Consider the following 21550-nt stretch of genomic DNA (forward strand, 5'->3'; position numbering starts at 1 on the left):
CCAACTGCCAACTGCCAACTGCCAACTGCCAACTGCCAACTGCCAACTGCCAACTGCCAACTGCCAACTGCCAACTGTCAACTAACTTCATCCTTCCAACAATTCCGTAGCATTTGTGCAGGGCAGCCAGAGCACGTAGCGATATCCAGATTCCGGGGTTCCTTGAATCGAGAGTTGACCGCCTTGAATTTCCACCAATTGGCAGCAAAGCAGCAGCCCCAAGCGTTCCCTGGCCCCGTAACCAGCTAACACCGGTGCGCTATCCTCGGCATTCTGTGCCACCAAAGCCGCCAACTCAGAAAACGCCAGCGTTAATCGCTGCGAACCCTGTGTCGGGAGTTGCGGTTCTCCAGGAGAGTCGGTTTCGGAGTTCGAGGGCGAAGCGCTACCAGATCCGACCTTCAACAAGTAGTCGGAGTAGAGTTTAGCATGGGGCAAACTTTCCCCTAACCAAGGATGAAAAACCCAAACTCCGATGTTGATACCGTCTTCTTTCCGAGAAACGTGGACTCGAATCACGCTGCCTGCCCCAGCCGATTGAATAATGCTAAAAATTAAGTGGTGCAGCATTTGCTGAACCTTATCTTTATCTATCAACCAGATGCGCGATCCGGGCCCCATCGACAAATTAATTTCTTGCTCTCGTCTACTTGCCACCGACGACAGGATTGTCACAACCTGCTGGCACAAAGTTTCTATATCGACTGCGGTTCGCTTCAAGGTGAAAGCGGAATCATCTAGTTCTGCCAGTTCCAAAATTTCTTCAACTAGCGATCGCAAAGACCGGCTGCTGTCTTGGATCACGTCAATATATTCTTTTTGCTTGCTCGTTAAGGGGCCATAAATTTCTTGTTTCAACACGCTTGCCATGCCAAGGACAGAAGTGAGCGGTGTGAGCAATTCCTGCGCTAAATTATTCAGCAGTTTTACTTTAATTGAGTTAGTAGACAAATCGATAGGTTTGTTACTCATCGGTAATTTTTATTGGTTCATTGTCGAGCGAGGGTTTGCGGTTCATTAGACCTATTCCCAAAGTCTATAACAATCTGTTTATAATTCACGACAAAAAAAGTAGTGAAGAAAAATATATATTCCTTCTTCCCTAGAAGCTCTTGTTTATCTGAGTAATTAACTACCAGCCGGGAAGTCCCTCGGTATATTTAAAGGGGATTAATCTGAGCGCTGCGCGAAGTACCCCGTTGGGAATTACTCCTTGGGATGAAAGGCTCGTCGGGTGTAGGTACCCAAACCGACAATTATTTCTGTATATCCCTTGATAATCTGGAAATACTCTGATAATATATTAGCAAGTGGGGGTGGAACTACCTCACTATAAAAAGCATGAGAAAAAAAAGGAAAAAGAAGCCTGCGGTCTAACTGTACTCAGTTGACAGTCAGGTTTGTTCACGATTTAATCATTGCTTCTAAAGCTGATTGCAAGTCTTGAGTGAGTTCGGCAACTGCTAACCTGCGGCTGGTTTGATATCGATCCCAACGATCGCTCACTGATATGGGTTCGCCCACGGTCATTTGTACCTGCTGTTTGCCCAACTTGGGGCGGCCGAAAGGATTTCCCCCTTTGATGCGAGCGAGTACGTCCCACAGCAGTAAAGTTGTTTCTGCCAAACGTTCTGCTGTCAGTTGTTCTGCGACATATCTGCCCGTGACGGAAACGAAACTTTCTACAAGTCTCATGTGCCACATCCGAAGACTTGCTTCTTCAGCGAGGCGATCGGCTAATCCTCTTTCTAAGGGAGAAAGTGCTGCAATATCCTTGATATCTTCTCGATAAATATAGTCCCAGCCTGCTTGTTCCAGACGGCGGCAGCGGTCTATTAAACTGCCTTTTGGCTTTAAGTTAAAATATTCTTCTGCTACCTGCAAACCCACGTCTAACAGTGCTTTCAGTCGAGCTATCATTACTTCATTGCCCGAATCATTTGCCGTTTTTTCTGGCGGCGATAACGATGTTAAAATAGATGTTTGTGGCGTTAATGTTTTATGATAAAAACGGCTGTAAAACTCTTCCATCACTGCTAGCAAATGACCGCCAAGTCGGATCAGGCGCAGATATTGGAATTTGTGATTGTGGTTTTCGGAATCGGAATTTGCAGTCTCTAAATTTTCGATATCGGTGCGTTCTAAGGGTGGCAGTCCGCAATCAATTTCTAATTGAGTTAAAAGTTTTTCTAGGGGTTGCCAAGGTGGGTTGATGTAGCGGTATTGAATGCCGATCGGCACAATTAAAACTTTTTCAGTGCGTCCGGCTTTCAGCAAATCTTCAACGCACCAGAAACCCATTTGAGCAATTCCCGGTTCCAGGGGGCTAACTATTTCATTGTGACCGTTGGTGGCGCCTTCTGGGGCGGCGGCGATCGGGAATTGGCTGTTGGCAAATAAATTGCGGGCCGATCGCAATCCGGCGCGATCGATCTTCCCGCGAACAATCGGAGTGCCACCCAGTTGAGAATACAGCCAGCCGACTCCCGCACCGGCCCACAGGGGAATGCCGCGATCGTAAATAAAGTGGGAATGTACCGGGAATTGCAGAGGAATACCTTTGGCGCGGGCCGCCTGGGGAACGAGTTTCCAAATTAGTTGTCCCAAACAGTAGGGATCGTCTGAGTTGGGGTGGCGGAAGGCTAGCAAGAAGCGAACTTTCTGATTTTGAAATTGGTGGAATAGTTCGGCGAGGGTTTCGACGTTTTCGGCTTGAACGTGGCTGATACTCGTCCGAAATCGCAGCCACCAGGGGAGTATTTGCTTACAACCTTGCATCACTAGGGGGTTGTAGGCTGGGGGTATGAATTCCAGTGGCGGCTGAACTTGGCTAATTGAATTGGGCATTTGGCGGTTTTAAATTTTAGATTTTAGATTACTAGGTTGGGGTAAAAACTTCCAATTTTGAGAATGCTGAAGTTTTTTATTAACCGCAGAGGACGCAGAGGACACGGAGGAAGAGAGGAGATAGCAAAGCGTGTCAATTTAATGTCAAAAGTATTACCCGTCTTGGATTGAATATCATGTCCAGTCGATCGACCCCAATATTTTGGTCGGGGCGGGTTTACGGGTTTTCTGGCTTATAAGTAATTGGACAGAATTAATTACACACTGATTTTTTGCTGATTCTTTACTAGACAAGGCTTGTAGCCCAAATTTTTGTGTAATTAATTGTGTCCTACTACTTATTACAGATCGGGGGTGAACTAGCCCTGACAAGAATTACGATTATTTTACAGGACTAGATATGAAACCATCATCTTTTTTACCCCCCTGCCCTTGACAAGGGGGAGTAGGCAGGGCTGTTTCATTCTCTTGTAGGGGCAGCCCCCCGTGGCTGCCCCCATGTCCCAAACGCCTGTGCAGTCGTCTGTGGCGGGGTAGGCACGGGGGCACTACCCCTACAAAATTCATGTTTTTGGTGAGAATGAAACCGCCCTGGGGGAGTAGGGGGTATGCGAGGGGGTCAGAAACTCGACTAAAAACGAGATTTATCCTCAGTTTCAGCCTTCAACACAAATTTTTGCAATCCAAAATCTAAAATCTAAAATCCTATTGTGCGGCTTCAAATATCATTTCCTGGAAGTTAATGACATCCGATCGCGGATCGCAGTGTGTGACTTTGACTTCTAGCCGATCGCCTATTGCCACCGATCGACCAAATCGCATTGCCAATTCTAAACCCAAATCTTCCAATAAAATCAATCCGAGATTGCTGTCTTCCCTCAGCCAGCGCAGCATTAAAGCTTCCCAAACTTCATCGGGGTTGCGCCGCAAATATTCCAATCCCCAATAGCGGTTAGTTTGGCGTTCGACGGTGGATGCTTCTTTAACTGCGGTGCCGAGACACATCACAATATCCTGTATTTCTTGGGCCGAAAAAGGCAGTGGTTCGCCCCGCAGGTGGGCTTTGATTTGGAAGTGAGCCAGCAAGTCGGTATAGCGGCGGATCGGGGAAGTAACTTGAGTGTATAATTCCAAACCCAAGCCGGCGTGGCGTCCGGGGGTGAGGCCCATTTCGCTGCGGGGCATACACCGGCGCACGGCGCAAGCGCGGGCGGGGCCCGCAGGTACGGCCAGCAGTTCTTCATCGGGAGGGAGTTCGGGCTGTGGCTGATAGCGGTAGGGTATGGGCAGGCTGTGAGTTTGACCGTAGCGGGCGGCTAGTTCGCCGGCTAAAATCATCATTTCGGCTACTAGCATCCGGGCGGTGGAGTCGTCGATGACGTGGATTTTGATGTCGTCGCCGTTGACTTTGATGACGGATTCGGGCATGAAAATGCTGATTGCCCCTTGGGCTTCCCGCCATTTTTGGCGCAGTTTTGCTGCAGAGGCGATCGCTGCTATTTCTGGTTCTGCTTCGATTCCCAACTCCAGCATTTCGTCTACGTCATCGTAGGTTAAGCGGTAGGTGGGTTTTATGGTGCTGATGTGGATGCTGTAATCTTGAGCCGCGCCGATTTCGTCTAAGGTGACGCTGAAGCTGAGGGCGCTGCACTCTTTGCCTTGAATTAAACTCATCGGCCCGGTTGCCAAAGCTGGGGGAAACATGGGAATCATTCCCGTGGGCAAGTAAACCGTAGTGGTGCGCTTTCTGGCTTCGAGGTCGAGTTCGTCTCCGGGGGAAAGCAAGCGGGTGGGATCGGCGATGTGTATCCAGATCCGCTGCTGGCCGTTTTCGAGGAATTCTAAGCTGAGGCCGTCGTCGATTTCGGTGGTGCTTTCGTCGTCGATCGTGTAAACCTTGAGGTGAGTTAAATCGAGACGATTTGTGTCGGAGTCGGTTGGGGGATTTTCTAGGCAGCGTTGGGCCACTTCTAATACCTTTGCGGAGAATTGTAGGGGAATTTGGCTTCGCCGCAAAAACAGGTTTTCGTGGGTACTCCACAGCCCGAGATCGACTAGGAGCCCAAATGCTGCTTCGGGGTTTTCGGACCGTTGTAAGCTGGCTAAAGTTTCTAAGGCTGGGGTGCGGTGCGTTGCTTCTTCTCCGAGGAGGGCAAAGCGTTCTAGGGCGTCGAGGCGAGTTCGATCGGTATTTTCCCAATCTACATTTTCCCCTGCCAGCCGCTGTTTGACTCGATCCCAAAATCCTTGGGATTCTTGGTGTCGCTGCTGTTCTACTTCTTGCTGGTGTTTGATTTCGGCTACTTGGGCGGCCGATCGCGGTTCGTAGCGATCGCCCTTTTGTTTAAAATACAGTTTGTCTGTTGATAGCAAACAGTAAGCCGCGTAACACTGGGCCGCACTACTCTCAGAAAATAACAGCTTTGCCAGGGATTCGGGATCTGCTGTTTCTCCGTCACCGACTAAAAGTTCCCAAGCGACTTCCAAACTCGACGGATCTGAGTATGCTTCTACTTCTTTGAGAAATTTGGGAATATCGGAAGGTTTGTATGTTTCTCCGACTACTTCGTAGCTGATTTGTTTGGGCGGTATGCTGTGCGGTTGACCGTTTTCGTCTACCACCACCCAGTTTTTCTTGCCGTCGGGGCGATCGGCAACTGCCAGACGGCGGTCGCCGTGCACTCTAAATTCTACTAACGTTCCCTTCTCCACTTGCCAGCTTTATATTTGAGATTTTGGATTTTTACAGTAGCCACTTATCGAGTTTCGAGCTTGCGATTTTAGATTTTGGAGATTGGCAATTTTTCTGGTCAATTGTGAAAGTTAAAATCTAAAAAGTTGTTTTTTCTTCTTGCTTTTTTTTTAACTTTTGACTTGTGATTAAGACTTGCGCTGCGGCGACTCTTAACCCTATTTCGCGATTTATTCGCTGCATTCTTGCTGCACTCTTAATGACAGAAAGACGTTGTTTTCGCGCAAGCCTTATTCCCAGTCCAAAATCTAAAACCCAAAATCCCAAATCCTGTTAGCCTTCTTGGTTTACGAAGGGCATCAAAGCTACAATTCTTGCTCTTTTGATGCTTCTGGTCAGGTCTCGCTGCTGTTTGGCAGTCAAACCGGTAATCCGGCGGGGCAAGATTTTACCGCGTTCTGTGACGTATTTTTTGAGCAAATCGACATCTTTGTAGTCGATCGGGTCTCCTGGTTTGATGGGCGAAACGCGCCGGCGAAAGTAAGTCATGGTTTGTTTTTTGTTGACTGTTGACTGTTGACTGTTGACTGTTGACTGTTGACTGTTGTCTGTTGACCAATAACAACTGACAACTGACAACTGACAACTGACCACTGATCTACTTGATCTCTTTGTGGGCAGTGTGGCTGTTGCAATGGGGGCAGAACTTTTTGAGTTCCAGCCGCGCCGTCGTGTTGCGACGGTTCTTGGTGGTGGTGTACCGAGACACGCCTTTTGAGCGTTTGCTTACGTTTGTACGGCACTCAGTACACTCTAGAGTAATTATGATGCGGACGCCTTTAGCCATAATTCTAAATAAATTTCGACTAATTTAAACACAATTTATTATCTTCTCACATTGCTCTGCACTTGGTCAAGCAATCTTCTAACTTTGATGTCGAGGGAGTAGCCGCGGCGGGTTCCGACGACCATCGTCCCCCCGATGCGATCGTGGAAAGCTTGGGGAAACCTTTCGCCGGAGTTGAGGGCAACGCTACAGTCGATCGCCAGGGGCAGCATCAGCAGCAAGACGGCGGCGTTGGTAGAGGTGAGCCCAGCTATACCTGCGAAGGCTAAGGCGGCGCAAATGCCCAGCAATGCCTCGCGCTTGCACAGTTCTTGCACTCCCGGAGTCCGTAGGAATCTGGTATCGGCAACTTTCATGTCCAAAGCCCAGCGCCCGATACTTTGACCTTGGTTTTTCCTGACGATGGCTACGCGCATGATCAGCCACAGCAAAACAAAAAATATGATTTGGGCGATCGCATTATTGCCCAGAAGCAAACTGGGCAGCCAAACTGCGATTCCGTCGATGCAGAAGGCCGCTGCGCGACGGCCGACGGATACTTTGGGAAGAAGGGGTACTAAATCGGAACTCATAGGCAAAAAGGTCGATCGCCACTAGCTACTTTTTCATCTTAAGCTCTCGATTAATCGATCGGCATCAATGGCGCGTAAATCAACTTCAAAGCCAACCGCTAATTATTCAACCTGAAAATGGATTTTCGCCAATTCCCAACTGCTTTTTCGAGTTTTCCACCTCTTCCCAGAGTGTTTGGATCTGAGTAAATGCCTGTTCCACAGAGATTTTACCGTTAGATGTCAAGGAACTGATGTAACCCACCCGCTGAGAAAACTCTTGTAAATTCGCATTAAATACCAAATTCTCTGGCTTTACTTCACCGTAATAGCGATTTTGAGGATATAAAAAATTTGAATTTGCTACCATTGCTTTAACCTCGCCTTAAAACTTGTTTCCTGAACTCATCAATATTATTATAAACTGCGATTACCTTCTAAAGTTGTGCTGTAAATAGCAGAAATCCTGTGACATTTGGCGAACTTTTTTGTGATGGCAATTACACCGGGAGCATCTCATATTTGTAAAAATACTTCTTCTGGCTCCTTCCTTCTTGTTGCTCCTTCCTTCTTCCTCTTTCCTTCTGCCTCCTGCCTCCTGCCTCCTGCCTCAAAACTCCAATTTCTAGCTTGGCCGCAAAGGTGAGATGCTCCCATTACACCGACAAATGAGGGCGACAAAAACCTCAGTAATTTCCCCTGTACAACTTACGCAGGCGGGGTCAACAACCAGGTTTCTGCCTTAAGGCTTATAACTTCGGATTTGGCGTCTAAACCAGGTTTTTGTTAGTCTAGGACTGAGCTTATTGAAATAAGTGACAAAAACCCCTGAAATGGATAATATTATTGCAGACATAAATAGTTAGAGTTTTAGTAGGAATCTGCGTAATGTATCCAAATGCGCGATCGGCCCGTCCCAAACTCCGGCTGAGGCAAGTGTTAATCAGACTTGCCCTCGCCGTAATTGCTGCTATTATCGCCTTTAACATTCCTCACTCCTTAATTCCGATGTTTAAAGAATCCGTATCCCAAGCAACGCCGCCGCCCGAAATCCAGAACGTGCTCGCCGGCAAGCGCAAAATTGTGACAGTGGGCGACAGCATCACCGAGGCGGGGAAATACCCCGGAGGTTACGTTTGGCTGCTGGAACGCTATCTGAGTGCTCTTTATCCCGATCGCCAAATCGAAATCGTCAACGCCGGAATCTCCGGTAACAAGGCGACTGATATGCAAGCGCGCTTCCAGAAAGATGCGATCGACCAAAAACCAGATTTAGTAATGATTAATGTCGGAGTCAACGACGTTTGGCACGCTTTCTTCGACTTCCAAAACCGTCAGTTTTATCCGCAAGGCAAGTTGCCCAAGGGAGTGCCACTGGCAGAATATCGGGAGAAAATAACTCAAATGGTGCTGGCGGCAAAAGCCGCAGGAATTCGAGTTGTACTGCTTTCTCCTACTCCTATCGGCGAAATTCTCGACGGTCCAGAAAATCGCAGGTTGCAAGAGTATATTGCCGCGATGCGAGAAATTGCGTTAGAGAATCAGTGCTTGTTTATCGATTTGAATGGGCCTTGTCGGGAAGTTATCGGCACGTATCAAAAGCACGCGGGCAAAACTTTGAATTTGTTAGCTGCCGATGGAGTTCACCCCAATCCATCGGGATATCGAATTATTGCTTTTACTATCTTGCGCGGTTTGGGCGTACCCGCAAAGGATATTGAAAATTTGGAAGTCACAAATTGAATCTTTGAATTTAGTGAACAGTTGACTGTTGGCTGTTAATTGAAAGTATCCCAGCTACCAGCCCCCTGATTAGTCTAGGGGGTAAATTCTTCAAATATAAAATCATTCACTTGGCGGATGATACCGCTTCAACCAACAGCTACCGATAATAACTAAGGCGACCACAACTATAATTTCCGTCCAAAAAAACGAAAGGAAATCGCTTGCAGTTCCCACCGGAGGCACCCCCGGTTGAGCATTGCGAATAGCGGGAAAAGCAAACAGCATCACAGCAGTCCAGCTCAGCATTCCCACTTCCGGCACTTTGCCCGATTTCATCACTTTTAATGCTAGCAACAATGCCATAATTGACAGCACCCACATGATGACAATAATCACTAACGCAAAGAATTTCACCGGCAGCGATCGAGTGGCCGAAACATCGATATAAATAAAGATAGATGAATTCTCTTCCATCGGCTTATAACTGATGTCGAAACCGGGAACGTCGGCATGAAAATTAAATTGCAGCGGCACGGGATTCAGTTCAAAGGGAGCAAACTTTTTCCCAATCGAAGGCAGCGGGTCAATCGAAATAGCTACTTTAGCAATGTGCCGATCAAAGGGGTAATTATTAATTTTTCCTTTGACTAAGTTAAACTTCAATGCAGGGACAATCATCGGTTTGCCTTCTTTAAAGGTAATTTCCGAATCCGGTACATTGGCGCCGTTAACTGTCATTAACAAGTCTTGAGCCGGGTAAGTTGGCCCTTTTTTATAAATACCTTTGAGTTCAAACTGCAAGCGGGCTTCTAATTCGTTTTTAATGGGGTCAACGGCAATTAATGTCATTTTGACCTCAACCAAGCCTTTGGACGCTACAGCGCTTTCGGGAGATAAATTATAAGGCTCTTGGGCGTTAGCATTGTGAGAGTAAATAGATAAGATAATTGCCAAGATTACGACGATACTGCAAATTAAAATAAGTAGTTTTTGGAGAGGGAATTTGTTGACAGTTTGCATTTACTAGGAATTTTTATGTGTGAATTGTTGTTAGTATTTCTCGCAGTCTCCGCAGTCCGCCAGGGGTTTAAACCCCTGGCTCATAGAAGACAGTCGGTTAAAACTGAGATATTGCACCATTATCAATTAGCCGTAGGGGCGGGTTCGCCAACAGCCTTAAAGCTTGCAAATAGGTTCTATAAACCCGCCCGACCCCACGAAAAATCCTCTTATTGATATTGCTGCAAGATGTCAGTTAAAACTCACATCTTGCACCATTCTCAAGAACAGGCAAGATGCCTGTTCCACAAAGATTAGATTTTCTTGTGGAACGGGCCGGAGAGCCCGTTCATAAAAGGCTTATTGACAATGGTGCAACATCTCAGTTAAAACCGACTAAAGAAACTCGATCGATAATAAATGTTGGTTTTAGTCCTCTTTTAGAGGACTTTCGCTGTGAGCCGGGGGTTGAAAACCCCCGGCGGGCTGTGGCGAGCGGCGCAAGAACCAGGCGAATCAACGCGCAACTAGGAACCGATAGGAAGCAGTACATTTGGTGTAAAACAGCCGTGCAAACCGTAGGGAATGTGCTGTTTTAAATGCAGTCGCGCTACAGGGCCTTTGGTGATGTCGCGAGCATCTAAAATCACTAAGGTCGATCGATGATTAGCTGCATCATACATTAAAAGCAGCAGCCAGCCGTCATCCTCAGCCGTTGCACCTTCAGGCGAGACGCCTGAACCACGGGGAACAAACACCGGTTCCCCCGCAAAACCACGCGGCGCCGCACTCCAAATTTGCCTTTCACCAGTCATGAAATCAATTTTGAGGATAGCTTGCAAAGGAGCATTTCCCTTGGGATCATCAGCAGCACCGATATAAAGATATCGGTAAGGTTGTCCGACATTATTGGGATGCAAAGTGGGAAACTCGCAGCACCGAGTTTCAACAACTTGATGCTGTACGGTTTTGTCTGGCAAATTCAACTTAAAGCGCCATAATTCGCCCGCTGGAACGCTCTCAAAATCAATCTCGCGAAAATCGCCGTCCGCCTCTACAGTGGGAAATGATTCGTAGCAAACTGAGTCAACAAAAACTTCGTCTCCTTCTTCCCAGGCGTTGCAGTGGTGGAAGACAAAACAAGGTTCAGTTTCTAATATCTTCACCTCGTCAGTGCCGTTGCGAGGAATTAAAATTGCTTGCGTTGGCTTGTTTGGCGAAAATTTAATGCACTGGGATGCACTCCGAAATCCTAACACGAATGGTAGAGGATTAAATGAGACGGGATTTTGGAAGAATATGCAGTAATTCGGGGTAATTACCATGTCGTGCAGGAAGGCAAAACCCGGTATTGCATGGGCGTGACGCTGCAAAAGTTTGCCGCTTTCGTCGAATTCGTAAATCGTGATGGTACTCGACAAACCGGGCTTGACAGAAAAGTTTACTAATCTGTCTCCTTTGCCATTTTTCCCTTTTTCAATTCTGGGGTGAGCGGCGAAGGCTTCACCGGGTTGTAAAACGCCGTCTAGGGTGTCTAAGCCGAGTGTTTCTAGGGTACGGGGGTCGAGTCTGTAGGGTTGTGCTGCTTCCCAAAGTGCTAGCAGTTTGTCGCCCCAATAAATGATGTTGGTGTTGGCAATGTTTTTGATTTTGACATCAAAGATGTTGGCAAGCGGGCCCCCCGGTTTCTGTGTGCCGAAAACGCCTCGGTGGAGGATTTTTCCGGCTTTTTGTTCGGCTAGATAGCCTTCTGTGCGGACGAATCGGTTGCGGAAATGGGCGCGGCCTTCGGATATTGCGATCGCACAAACCATCCCGTCACCGTCAAACGGGTGGTGGATGCGCTGGCCGTTGACATCCAATAATCCGGGCCCGTTGCGAAAGAATGTGCCTTGCAAGCCTGCGGGGATTTCGCCTTCTATGTCGTCAATCCAGTAATCTGATTCGTTGGGTTGGGATTCGTAGCCGCGCTGCCAGTCTGTGCGATCGTATGATACGTTTTGGGCGGCTGTTTGAGGTGGGGAAATCTGTAATTTTTGCATGGGTATAATAAGCTTTTATTGATTTAACCGCAGAGAACACAGAGGGCGCAGAGAGAAGGAAATTCGGAGAATTGGGAAACACAGTTAAATTCATCCGTGTATCCGTGTCAAAATCCGTGTGTGCTTTCCTTTATTTGCTATCTGCGGTGCGGCTTTGTGACCTTACTGTTGGTACTAAGTCGGGAAAGTATTCGGGCATGAAATGCTGTCCGCCTGGTTTGGAACTGCCCGGTTCGGGTTCTAATACCGGAAGAGACTTTTGATTGTTTGGATCGCCGCTTTCTGTACTATCGGCGGGCAGCCAATTTAAAAACGGTAGGGGCAGAAGTGTGGACAGGTTTGTGATGATGACTAGCAGCCAGAGGTTATCGAAATTGCGATCGGTAATTCCTAGCAAGTGGGTCAAAAGTGCTCCGCCTTCGTGGGACAAAAGTCCTGCTAAATTTGTGATTGACATCAGCAGCGCAAATAAAGTTGCTTCGACGCCTGGGGGACACAAGCGGGCGGAGAGTACCAGCACTGGCATATAAGCAATTTGTCCGATTACTGTCAGGATCAGGCTGTCTCCGATGCTGAACCATTGATCGTCAATTCCTAAAGCTCGGTTGGCATGAGTTACTAATAATAAAGTAGTCATACCCAAAGCAGTCGCAATGACCGTTGACCAGCCAAAAATTACTCGAAATGGAACTGTTTTGAGGAAGCGTTGAAACAGCCAGATGCCGGCGAGGGCGGCAATGCTGGTAACGAGGCGCACTCGGCCGAGAAATTCTGGTTGAAAGCCTAATTCGTTGGTGGTGAAAAAGAAGAAGGCGGAGTCTGAGCTTGGGGTGGCTTGCCAGAGGAAGAGAAAAGCTGTGGGCAGCCAAATTGTTTTTTGGGTAACAGCTTGCCGTAGTTGTTTGAATTGGTCTTTGACTGTTTCAAAGTCGGTTCTTTTGTCGGTTTTTTCTTCGGCAATTAACCAAGCTGTTGCTGATACAATTAGCGGGAAAGATGCGGTGATTAAAAATATTGTGTGGGTGCTGAAGTGTTGCAGCAGGGAACCGCTGAGGTAGGCCGTAATTAATCCGCCGAGGGCTGCAGCGCCCCAAGACAAGGATTGCAGGGAACCTGCGTCGGTAACTGATTCTTTTCTGGCCCTTTCGACTACCAGGGAGTCGGCGATTACGTCGCTGACGGCGAGGGAGAGGGAACTCAGGGCGATCGCGCCTGTAGCGGCAAGCGGTGTGTGTACAATTGTTGCGAGGCTCACCCATGCTGACGTTCCCAGCAGCCCGGAGAGGACGATGTAAGGGCGTCTGCGGTAGCCGAATATCGGCAAACCGTCCGACATGAAGCCGAACACGGGTTTGATAATCCAAGGCAGGGCGACGACGCCCAGCATTGCCGAGACTTCTGCCGGACTCATGCCGAGTTCGTCTTTGAGAAAGAAGCTGACGGCTAAGCGGGCTAGTCCGAGAATGCCTTGGACGAAGTAAATCAGTAAGATGGCTATGAGTTCGGGGGTTGGCTCATTCCCAAAGAATACTTTTTCTTTTAAAGATTCTTTGAGTTTGCTGACGCCGGAGGGGGAAACGAGCATTTGAGCAATATTTCTTAATGAATCTCAATATTTATAACACATTCTTAATGGCTTGCGGGAACTGTCGGAGGTGGGATGCCGGAATGACGGGGAGGTGGCAGGTACTATAAAATTGTAATTACCTCGAATTAAAGGATTTGTGGTAGCAATGAAAGCAGAAATTAGAATTGTCTTTCTGGCAGTGGCTTGGATTTTAGGAATGGGGGCTAATTTAGCCTCAGCAATACCTGTTGCTAACAGGCAAGGTGATTATCCGGTGCCGCCTGCGAGACAGCGGGGCAACAGGCAGGTAAATTGGTTGGTTGTTGACTCTGATTCTCAAGGGTTGAATTGCCGGATGGCTCAGAGATTTCGCTCAATTTCTGTAGACGGTTTGGATGCGCCTGCTGAGTTGTTTGAAAGAAATAAACACAATGTTTCGCAGTGGCCTGTGGTGACTGTTTTTCGGCGGGGACAGCGCTTGGAAGCGGTGACGGGAAATAATGCAAATCAAATTATGATTGCTGACTCTCAGGGCAAACCTTGGCTGCCGATTTCCACGGATAAGGGTAATTGTTTTGTGCGGGCGAACAGCCGTTTTATTAAACCGACTCGGGAAAATCCTACTACTTTGAAACCTTTAGAATAAGGGACAATGGAAACAGGAAAAAAATCGTTAGGTCATACAATCTCCATGAAAACCGCGAGCAATTCTCAAACCCTGACCATCCAACTGTCCCCTGAAGACGGCGAAAAGCTTTTGGCAGAAGCAAAACGCCGTGGAGTTGATGCTGACAGCCTAGCCCTAATGCTGCTGCACGAAAGCTTAACCGAGCGGCATCCTGTTTCTTTGGCCGATCTTGAATCCCTGGAAAAATTGTACAGTTGGCGAGGAAAAACTGAAATATTGGAGTTTCTGGAAATAAATGATTTTTTGATTCCCATATTGCTGGGAGCACCAGATCAAATTTGCCATTACTTCCCTGATGCTGAGTTATTTCTTGAATTGGTTACTGACCCAGAAACTGTTGATGATGCTAGGTTAGAATTAGCCATTTGCATGAAGCTAAATCCCGATGAAGCAGTTGACAAGCTTAGTGAATTTCAAGATAATTGGTGGTTAAATTTATCAGATAAAATACGACAGCCACTTTGTCCTATCTTAGAATATCCCGATGACTTTTGAATGGTTAGAATATCTTAATTTAGCTAGAGAACTTGTAGGTAAAGCAACTACCCCCGCAAATCAAGAATCTAAATTGCGTGCTGCTATCAGTAGAGCCTACTATGCAGCTTTCATTCAAGCGCGAAACTATTTACGGGATACCGAAGGACTTTCTATTCCAAAGACAGGAGAAGCTCATCGATACGTTCAGGAACAATTCGCTGTCAGTCCCGATCGCACTCGCAAGAAAATAGCAGAAAATTTGAGGTATTTGCGAAGCTATCGCCGAAAAGTAGATTATGATGATGCAGTACCAGGATTATCCGGTATTGCATTAATAGCTATTGGAATCTCCGAAAAAGTAATATCGGATTTGAGTAGTTTGTAAGCATAGATTGGAGGGTGAAAATATATGATTATCGATCCTAAAAATGTGCCGGAAATTACGGGTTCCAAGTACCCTCAGCAATTTCAATCTGCTGTTGCCGGGAGAGTTAAAAAACGCTTGGGCGATGCTGCCGGATTGCAGAATTTTGGGGTAAATTTGGTGAGGCTTGCACCGGGAAGTTGTTCTGCTCTCAGGCACTGGCATACTCGTCAAGATGAGTTAATCTATGTTCTGGAAGGGGAAGTTACTCTGATTACAAATTCGGGAGAGCAAGTGCTGAAACCGGGTATGGCAGCGGGTTTTGCGGCGGGTGATGCAGACGGACACCATTTAGTCAACCGCTCGAATGGAGATGTTGTTTATCTGGAAATTGGCGATCGCACTCCGGGAGATAGTGCCGAATATCCCGATGACGATCTAATTGCGAAAGCTAACGGGAATAGTTGGATTTTTACTCGCAAAAACGGCGAGATTTATGAGAGTTAAAAAAATATGAGTCAAGTGAATCTTTGGACTTCGGCGGAACACGCTTTGTGGTATCTTGCTAAAGCTGATGGTATTCCTCACCGCACTGAAGGTGAAGCGGTTTTGTTGGAGGAAGTGCCGAAAAATGTTAAGCGAATTCTGGATGTGGGTACGGGAGACGGGCGGTTGCTGGGTCTGCTTAAGTGCGATCGACCAAATGTTGAATGTGTGGCGATCGACTTTTCGCCGACAATGCTGGAAAAAGCCAGAATGCGCTTTGCTGATGACCAGAATGTCACGGTAATCGAGCACAATTTTGATGAATCGCTACCGGATTTGGGCAAGTTTGATGCCGTTGTTTCCAGTTTTGCGATTCATCATGTAGCAGACGATCGCAAACGTTCGCTTTACACCGAGATTTTCGAGCTTTTGGAGCCCGGAGGCATTTTTTGCAATTTGGAGCACGTAGCCTCCGCAACTCCCGCTTTGCACGAGAAATTTCGAGAGGCGATCGGTATTAGCGATTCGCCCGACGATCCGTCTAATCAATTGCTGGATGTAGAAACGCAACTGCGCTGGTTTAGAGAAATTGGTTTTACCGATGCAGACTGTTATTGGAAGTGGCGGGAACTCGCTTTATTAGTTGGGGTGAAACCTGTTTAGCTGCGGGTAAGCTGTTCGGCATTTAAAGGACTTGCGTAAGGTGCGTCAGCATCTAAGGTTTTCCGTTTCAGCGTAAGGGTTCGCTTCTGACGCACCCTACTAGCCTCGTTACTGGTTTAAATGCTCCACAGCTTAAGGACTGCATTGTCGTGTCCTTTTAAAATTGGAAATAGTCACAATTAGTAAGGTGCGTCAGATTTTCAAACCCTGGATAATTGTTCTAAAATTTCACCTGACGCACCCTACAGCTTGATTTTAGTATGCCAGTTGCCTAAGTCCTGAATATAAGAGGTTGCTGTCGTAGTAGAAGTTGATCGCGAACAGTTCTGGTTATGTGAAAATAACTAACAGAGTATTGAGGAGAGAAGAGGCAAACTCTTAACCCAAACGATACAGAAAGCAACCGTTTTTTGGAGTAGTGAGCAAATTGATGAACATCCAATTTACACTTGTAGTTAGTTGGGATGGAAGATATTGTCCGATCGCTCGCACATTGGGTTCTTACCCAGTTAGAGGGCTGTTTTAATAGTTATCAACCAAACGATCGAATTAACAACAAACAAAAAGGTATAAAAAATATAGATAGATGGAGCGCAGATAGCTCTCCATAAAGAAGGCATTTTAATTGTTTTTAATGAACCGAGCGGGTGAACAAGACCTTCCGGAATTGAGCGAGTATCAAAACTTTCATCTAAGGCGCTTTCATTATTCAAGAATTGTGTAATTGCATTGACTCTTTGCATATAATAAAATTGCACCTTCCAGTAGGTAGCTTCTAAAAACCAGAAACCAAAAATTATAACGTATCCTAGGGGAACCAACGCATCTATTTTGCTTGTAAAAACCCAACCAATCAACGCTATCCAAATGGTAATTGCCGCAGTTTTTAATTGGATCATAATTGTTGTGAAGTTAGCTATTTTTTTCTCTAGTTCCTCGGCTCCTTTTTGCAGCATTGCTAGCTGAAATTCAAATCGATCCATGTTTGATTCCGCGAACGTTTATATTAGAGTTCTCCAAAAAATTATAATCTTCTTTTCTTTCGGTGTCGTTAGAGAACTTCGCCTGACGCACCCTACAAGTCGATTTTAGATTATATAGTAAGGTGCGTCAGCTCCAGAAATTCCCGATCGCCGTTAGAGAATTTCGCATGAGGCACCCTACAGGTCGATTGTTATGTGACAGTTGCGTCTAGGACTATGAATTAAATTAAATCAGGGACTTTAGGTTTGATTCGGCGCTCGTACCAGTTCATTAACGGGGTGGAAGTAATGCCGTGCAAAACCACAGAAATTATGATGGTTGTAAAGGTAATCCAGGCAATTTTTTCCCCTGTTTCTTCTTTCAAACCTTTACCAAAAGCATAGGTAAGATAATAAATAGAACCGACACCACGAATGCCAAACCAACCGTAAAGCCAGCGGTTGGCGGGATGTAAAGGACTGCCGATCGTACTAATCCAAGCTCCCACAGGCCGGATTAAAAAAATTAACAATCCACCTACTAAGAGGGAGTATCCTCCATAGGCTAACATAGGCTCTAGGCGCAAAAGCGAACCTAATAGTAAAATAGTTGCTACTTCCATTAACTTTTCTATGCGCTCAGTAAAGTGCAGTTGGGAAAGCGGCTTTTCTGGATCGCGGTAACTCGCCTGCACCACAATTCCTGCTACAAAAACTGCTAGAAATCCGTAGCCGTTGACTACTTCTGTGAGGGAATAGGTGAGCAGAATTGTGCTGAGAGCAATGAAATCTTCCATTAATTGATCGGCCGGTCGATAGTGTTGGAGTCGGCGATCGATCCAGGTGACGGCTTTAGCGACTACAATTCCCATCACGATACCTGCGGCGATCGCCCAAATCAAGTCAACTGCTACCCACTGCGAAAACCACTTCGACCAGTTGTTATCTTTTAGCGAATAAATGCCGAAATAAACAAAGGGAAAAGCTAAAGCATCGTTCAAACCGCCTTCCGATGTTAAACCAAAGCGCAATTCATCGCGATCGTCTAGATGAGCTAACTGAACTTCTGAGGCTAAAACTGGATCGGTGGGAGCGAGAATTGCTCCCAGTAAAATCGCCGGACCCCAATCTAATTTCACAAACCAATGACCGATCGCAGCCACTGCAAAAATAGAAATGGGCATTAAAAAACCGATCAGTCGCACTGTGGAATTCCAAGCCCAAAATTGCAGGGGGCGATTCATTTTTAAGCCGCAACTGAACAGAGAAACAATAACTACAAATTCTGTAAGTCTTTCTAAAAATTGAGCTTCGGGACGCAAGTCAATCAGCTTGACGCCGTAGGGCCCCAATCCGATACCGACAATTAGATAAATTAAGGCATAAGATAGAGGCAATCGCGAAATCCAGCCGGAACCCAAGGTAACGGTAAGCAGGAGGATGCCAATAACTAGCAAGTTGAGAATGTAATCATCCACCATAGCGATCGCACTTTTAATCAGGTTTACCAACTGCGATTTTGACAGGTAAAAGCTTCGGGCGCATCCACCGCCCGCTAGATTCACCGATCCTCCGAAAGTTGCATTTTTTATGCTAAACGACTAACAACTCACCACTACTGACTACTGACTACTGACTAATGACTAATAACTACTGACTTTTTTCGGTAGCGATGATGTGCAAATCTACGTGTTTGAGCGATCGCACTAACTATTGAGTCAAAGAACCCCGCAGCAGCAATGTCCAGCGGGATTGCTGGCTTTCGCCGATCGCAATTTGAGTAATGCGATACTGTTTCGCTACCTCCGAAATTGCTTTGGCTATATTAGTGCCGTTAACCCGCAAAAAGTGACCGTTAAATTCTTGACAAAGTTTCTCACAAGTTTCAACGTGCAAGCTTTCTGCTTTTGTTAAAAATCAATCGGGATCGTTGACAAACACAGCATAAAATTGGGCATTCATGTAGCTAGCAATCCTCGCGCCCCGCATCAGTTGCAAGGAATTCGGATAAGTCGAGATGCAAACTAAAACTCGTTCGTGAATGTTGCAAGATTGACCTTTTAAAGTTGCAGCATCATCTTCCACATTGTCTGCGACTTCTCGCGGGGCAAGTTCTCGCAAAGCAATTAAATGACGGTTTGCCGGGAATTGGCGGTATTGAAGCGTGTCGCCAAATTAAACAGCGACATCCAGGAATTCCTGTTTTAATTTTAACATCTCACGCCCAAAAATCGTTAGTTGAAAGGTTGATTTCCGGCGGTACTCAGGGATATTGCGTTGAGGAAATTGCGGCGGAAACTTTGGTTTTGGCAATTCGATCGATAGCAGCGGGTGCTTCGTGGTGGGATCAGGCCGCGACTGCGGAAATTAGGGCGGTTTTTGCTAATCCCGAACCTGTGAAAGTTGGGTCAAAATCAGAAATTTTGGAAAATCCGCTGACGAAGCGAGAACAGGAAATCTTGGCTTTAGTTGCGGGGGGAAAAAGCAATCAGGAAATTGCACAAATATTGTACATTGCTCCGGGGACTGTGCGGGTTCATGTGCACGCGATTTTGCAAAAGTTAGAAGTGCGAGATCGCACTCAAGCAGCAGTGCTTGCTATTCAGAAAGGATTGGTAGCAGAAGAGCTTTTGGCGATCGAACCTTGATAGGGCGGGTTTTGTACTGGAATTGTCGGTTTTTTAAAGGAATTATTGGCTAAACCCGCCCCTATCAAGAGGCTTCTGTTGCAGGCTCACGGGAAATTAGTATTCGTCTTGATTGTTAATTTTACTCATGACATTTAATTTTTGAATTTGCTAAGCTAGACAGGCCTTAATTTTCCTACCGTCATCTAACCAAAGGTGTATTATGCCAAATTTTATCAGTTCAGTTTTTAGTTCGATCGCCTTTCTCGACTCTGCCCTTCCCGACAGCCAAACTCTCCACAACGGCATCGCAGCGGGGACAGAAGTTATTACCCTCGATGCGGCGCGGGATGGAGTAGCACAAATTACTGAGGCTCTAGCGAGTCGCAGCCATATCAAAAGTATTCATATCATCTCCCACGGCCGCCCCGCGAGTTTACTGCTAGGCGCGATCGATCTAAACTTGACAAATTTAAAAACTTATGCTAATCAATTGGAGCGTTGGTGGCGATCGCTGGCAGACAGTGGAGAGATTTTGCTTTATGGGTGTGATGTAGCGGCGGGGGAAAAGGGCGCTAACTTCGTGCAGCAACTGAGTCAGCTAACCAAGGCAAAAATTGCTGCTTCTAGATCACCGATCGGCAGTTCCGCTATGGGCGGAGATTGGGAATTAGATTATACAACAGGAGCGGTGTCCTCTGGGTTGGCGATCGAGCCAGCCACAATGGCCGCTTATCAATATGTGTTCGGTTTTATCCTCTATGACGGCAAAGACACAAGTAACTTTCCAAACGGATCGCCTCCCGGTATCGGGACATCAGGTAGCACCAGCACCCAATTAGCTTACGGACAAGTACCTCTTCCCATATCTGCTTTTCTCCCATACGGTGGTGGTATCCTAGCTACAGGTGCGTTCTCGCCAAACACGGGCATTGATACTGCTAGCGTTACCGCCGCCAATAACACTACAGGCTATGCAGGCTACACCAACTACAAATACACTCCTCCAAGTCCGCCAGCGACGCCAGGAACATTTACTCCAGTCAACGCAACTTTCCCGGCCCTCAACCTTACTAACGGTTACAGCGTTTCTTTTCGAGTTGCAGTTACGGCGGAAAACAGTAATAGCGACAATCGGGCAGGTTTCAGCATCATCTCGATTAGCAGCGACGCTCAAAATGGCATTGAACTGGGTTTCACCAACCGCAACCTCGGTGCCAACGGAGGCATTTTTGCTCAAAACGGCGGTACAGCAACATCAGTTCCTCCGCTGTTTACTCGCGGAGTAAATGCACCTGTTAATATCAGCACTCCTACCGACTACAAACTGGTAGTCCAAGGCACCACTTACACGCTGTTTGCCGGCCCTACAGCAATACCAAACCTGACAAATCAGCCGCTGCAGAACTACACGGCATTTAATCCAGCAACCAGCCAGCCGCGTTTACCCTACAATCCCTACAGCCAGCCAAACTTCCTATTTTTCGGGGACGCCACGGATCAAGCAAGTGCCGCTTTTACTCTCGGCACCATCTCGGTTAATAATTTCCCGGTGGCCGTCGATGACGGCAGCTACAGCGTCGTGCACGACAAAGTTCTCAGCGTCTCTGGGGCGGGAGTCTTAAGCAACGACACCGACGCCAACAGCGGCGACGCGCGTAGTGCCGTGGTAGTTACAACCGCGAGCAACGGTACAGTCAAGTTAAATCTCACCGGCGACTTCACTTATACTCCGAAAGCTGGCTTTGTAGGCACTGATACCTTCACCTATAACGTTAGCGACGGCACAGATTCATCTGTCCAACCAGCAACAGTTACGATTAACGTTACAAATAATAATCTCCCGATCGTACAACCCGAAAATTACCCTACCTTACACGATCAAGTCTTGAACGTGCCTTTCGCCAAGGGAGTTTTAGCCAACGATAGCGACGTTGATGGCGATGTGTTGACGGCAACTAAAGTCACAAATCCCAACAATGGCACTCTCGCATTCAATAAAGACGGTTCTTT

24 protein-coding genes are annotated in these 21550 nt (G+C 46.8%); 8 read left to right on the forward strand and 16 right to left on the reverse strand.

Features of this window, described 5'->3' with window-relative positions; translation table 11 throughout:
* Positions 1–87 precede the first annotated feature (87 nt).
* From QUA16_RS12840 to QUA16_RS12880, 9 genes are all read right to left on the reverse strand, one after another.
* On the reverse strand, positions 88–972 hold the full coding sequence (locus QUA16_RS12840; RefSeq protein WP_333107281.1) for a histidine kinase dimerization/phospho-acceptor domain-containing protein: 885 nt from the start codon (positions 970–972) through the stop codon (positions 88–90).
* Positions 973–1404: 432 nt separating this feature from the next.
* Positions 1405–2847, reverse strand: a complete 1443-nt coding sequence (locus tag QUA16_RS12845) for a 1-acyl-sn-glycerol-3-phosphate acyltransferase (RefSeq protein WP_333107279.1) — start codon at positions 2845–2847, stop codon at positions 1405–1407.
* 705 nt (positions 2848–3552) lie between these two features.
* Positions 3553–5559, reverse strand: coding sequence for a ribonuclease R family protein (locus QUA16_RS12850; RefSeq protein ID WP_333107278.1), 2007 nt, complete (start codon positions 5557–5559; stop codon positions 3553–3555).
* A gap of 118 nt (positions 5560–5677) precedes the next feature.
* The gene (locus tag QUA16_RS12855) at positions 5678–5866 is read right to left on the reverse strand and encodes a hypothetical protein (RefSeq protein WP_333181160.1); all 189 of its coding nucleotides are present in this window, start codon (positions 5864–5866) and stop codon (positions 5678–5680) included.
* 6 nt (positions 5867–5872) lie between these two features.
* The gene (rpsR, locus tag QUA16_RS12860; RefSeq protein WP_006631377.1) at positions 5873–6088 is read right to left on the reverse strand and encodes a 30S ribosomal protein S18; all 216 of its coding nucleotides are present in this window, start codon (positions 6086–6088) and stop codon (positions 5873–5875) included.
* Between the two features lie 109 nt (positions 6089–6197).
* Positions 6198–6386 carry a 50S ribosomal protein L33 gene (gene rpmG, locus QUA16_RS12865; protein WP_006631376.1) on the reverse strand — a complete coding sequence of 63 codons (189 nt, stop codon included), beginning with the start codon at positions 6384–6386 and terminating at the stop codon, positions 6198–6200.
* Positions 6387–6424: 38 nt separating this feature from the next.
* On the reverse strand, positions 6425–6958 hold the full coding sequence (locus tag QUA16_RS12870) for an RDD family protein (RefSeq protein ID WP_333107275.1): 534 nt from the start codon (positions 6956–6958) through the stop codon (positions 6425–6427).
* A 106-nt stretch (positions 6959–7064) separates the two neighbouring features.
* Positions 7065–7307 (reverse strand): DUF7219 family protein, encoded by a 243-nt coding sequence (locus QUA16_RS12875; protein WP_333107274.1) that lies wholly within the window; start codon positions 7305–7307, stop codon positions 7065–7067.
* Between the two features lie 146 nt (positions 7308–7453).
* Positions 7454–7618 (reverse strand): hypothetical protein, encoded by a 165-nt coding sequence (locus QUA16_RS12880; protein WP_333107272.1) that lies wholly within the window; start codon positions 7616–7618, stop codon positions 7454–7456.
* Positions 7619–7825: 207 nt separating this feature from the next.
* Here QUA16_RS12880 and QUA16_RS12885 point away from each other — a divergent pair, with 207 nt between their 5' ends.
* Positions 7826–8680: an SGNH/GDSL hydrolase family protein gene (locus QUA16_RS12885; protein WP_333107270.1), complete on the forward strand. Its 855-nt coding sequence runs from the start codon at positions 7826–7828 to the stop codon at positions 8678–8680.
* A gap of 102 nt (positions 8681–8782) precedes the next feature.
* Here the strand turns inward: QUA16_RS12885 and QUA16_RS12890 are convergent, their stop codons facing one another.
* From QUA16_RS12890 to QUA16_RS12900, 3 genes are all read right to left on the reverse strand, one after another.
* A complete protein-coding gene (locus tag QUA16_RS12890; RefSeq protein ID WP_333107268.1) occupies positions 8783–9682 on the reverse strand; it encodes a DUF4436 family protein in 900 nt (299 codons plus the stop codon).
* A gap of 506 nt (positions 9683–10188) precedes the next feature.
* The gene (locus tag QUA16_RS12895) at positions 10189–11703 is read right to left on the reverse strand and encodes a carotenoid oxygenase family protein (RefSeq protein ID WP_333107267.1); all 1515 of its coding nucleotides are present in this window, start codon (positions 11701–11703) and stop codon (positions 10189–10191) included.
* 130 nt (positions 11704–11833) lie between these two features.
* Positions 11834–13288 (reverse strand): folate/biopterin family MFS transporter, encoded by a 1455-nt coding sequence (locus QUA16_RS12900; protein WP_333107265.1) that lies wholly within the window; start codon positions 13286–13288, stop codon positions 11834–11836.
* A gap of 148 nt (positions 13289–13436) precedes the next feature.
* Here QUA16_RS12900 and QUA16_RS12905 point away from each other — a divergent pair, with 148 nt between their 5' ends.
* From QUA16_RS12905 to QUA16_RS12925, 5 genes are read left to right on the forward strand one after another with little or no spacing between them, the layout of a single operon-like run.
* Complete coding sequence (locus QUA16_RS12905; protein ID WP_333107264.1) at positions 13437–13916, forward strand: hypothetical protein; 480 nt, start codon at positions 13437–13439, stop codon at positions 13914–13916.
* Positions 13917–13961: 45 nt separating this feature from the next.
* Entirely contained in the window at positions 13962–14453 is a 492-nt protein-coding gene (locus QUA16_RS12910) for a hypothetical protein (protein WP_333181161.1), read from the forward strand.
* The gene (locus QUA16_RS12915; protein ID WP_333107262.1) at positions 14443–14820 is read left to right on the forward strand and encodes a HEPN domain-containing protein; all 378 of its coding nucleotides are present in this window, start codon (positions 14443–14445) and stop codon (positions 14818–14820) included. Before QUA16_RS12910 ends, QUA16_RS12915 begins: the two co-directional genes overlap by 11 nt.
* A 24-nt stretch (positions 14821–14844) precedes the next feature.
* Positions 14845–15306, forward strand: a complete 462-nt coding sequence (locus QUA16_RS12920; protein ID WP_333107260.1) for a cupin domain-containing protein — start codon at positions 14845–14847, stop codon at positions 15304–15306.
* 6 nt (positions 15307–15312) lie between these two features.
* Complete coding sequence (locus tag QUA16_RS12925; RefSeq protein ID WP_333107258.1) at positions 15313–15948, forward strand: class I SAM-dependent methyltransferase; 636 nt, start codon at positions 15313–15315, stop codon at positions 15946–15948.
* A 509-nt stretch (positions 15949–16457) separates the two neighbouring features.
* On the opposite strand, the gene QUA16_RS12930 is transcribed toward QUA16_RS12925, so the two are convergent.
* The 4 genes from QUA16_RS12930 to QUA16_RS12945 form a co-directional block, all read right to left on the reverse strand.
* Positions 16458–16931 (reverse strand): hypothetical protein, encoded by a 474-nt coding sequence (locus QUA16_RS12930; RefSeq protein WP_333107256.1) that lies wholly within the window; start codon positions 16929–16931, stop codon positions 16458–16460.
* Between the two features lie 221 nt (positions 16932–17152).
* Positions 17153–18421 (reverse strand): sodium:proton antiporter, encoded by a 1269-nt coding sequence (locus tag QUA16_RS12935; protein ID WP_333107255.1) that lies wholly within the window; start codon positions 18419–18421, stop codon positions 17153–17155.
* 199 nt (positions 18422–18620) lie between these two features.
* The gene (locus QUA16_RS12940) at positions 18621–18806 is read right to left on the reverse strand and encodes a hypothetical protein (protein ID WP_333107253.1); all 186 of its coding nucleotides are present in this window, start codon (positions 18804–18806) and stop codon (positions 18621–18623) included.
* 21 nt (positions 18807–18827) lie between these two features.
* The gene (locus QUA16_RS12945; RefSeq protein WP_333107282.1) at positions 18828–19031 is read right to left on the reverse strand and encodes a hypothetical protein; all 204 of its coding nucleotides are present in this window, start codon (positions 19029–19031) and stop codon (positions 18828–18830) included.
* 17 nt (positions 19032–19048) lie between these two features.
* On the opposite strand from QUA16_RS12945, the gene QUA16_RS12950 reads away from it, so the two are divergent.
* Positions 19049–19558: a LuxR C-terminal-related transcriptional regulator gene (locus tag QUA16_RS12950; RefSeq protein WP_445252163.1), complete on the forward strand. Its 510-nt coding sequence runs from the start codon at positions 19049–19051 to the stop codon at positions 19556–19558.
* 202 nt (positions 19559–19760) lie between these two features.
* On the forward strand, positions 19761–21550 hold a 1790-nt coding region (locus QUA16_RS12955; protein WP_333107252.1), incomplete at its 3' end, for a DUF4347 domain-containing protein.

Source organism: Microcoleus sp. S13_C3, assembly GCF_036700905.1.
In the GTDB taxonomy this organism is placed as follows: Bacteria; Cyanobacteriota; Cyanobacteriia; order Cyanobacteriales; family Microcoleaceae; genus Microcoleus.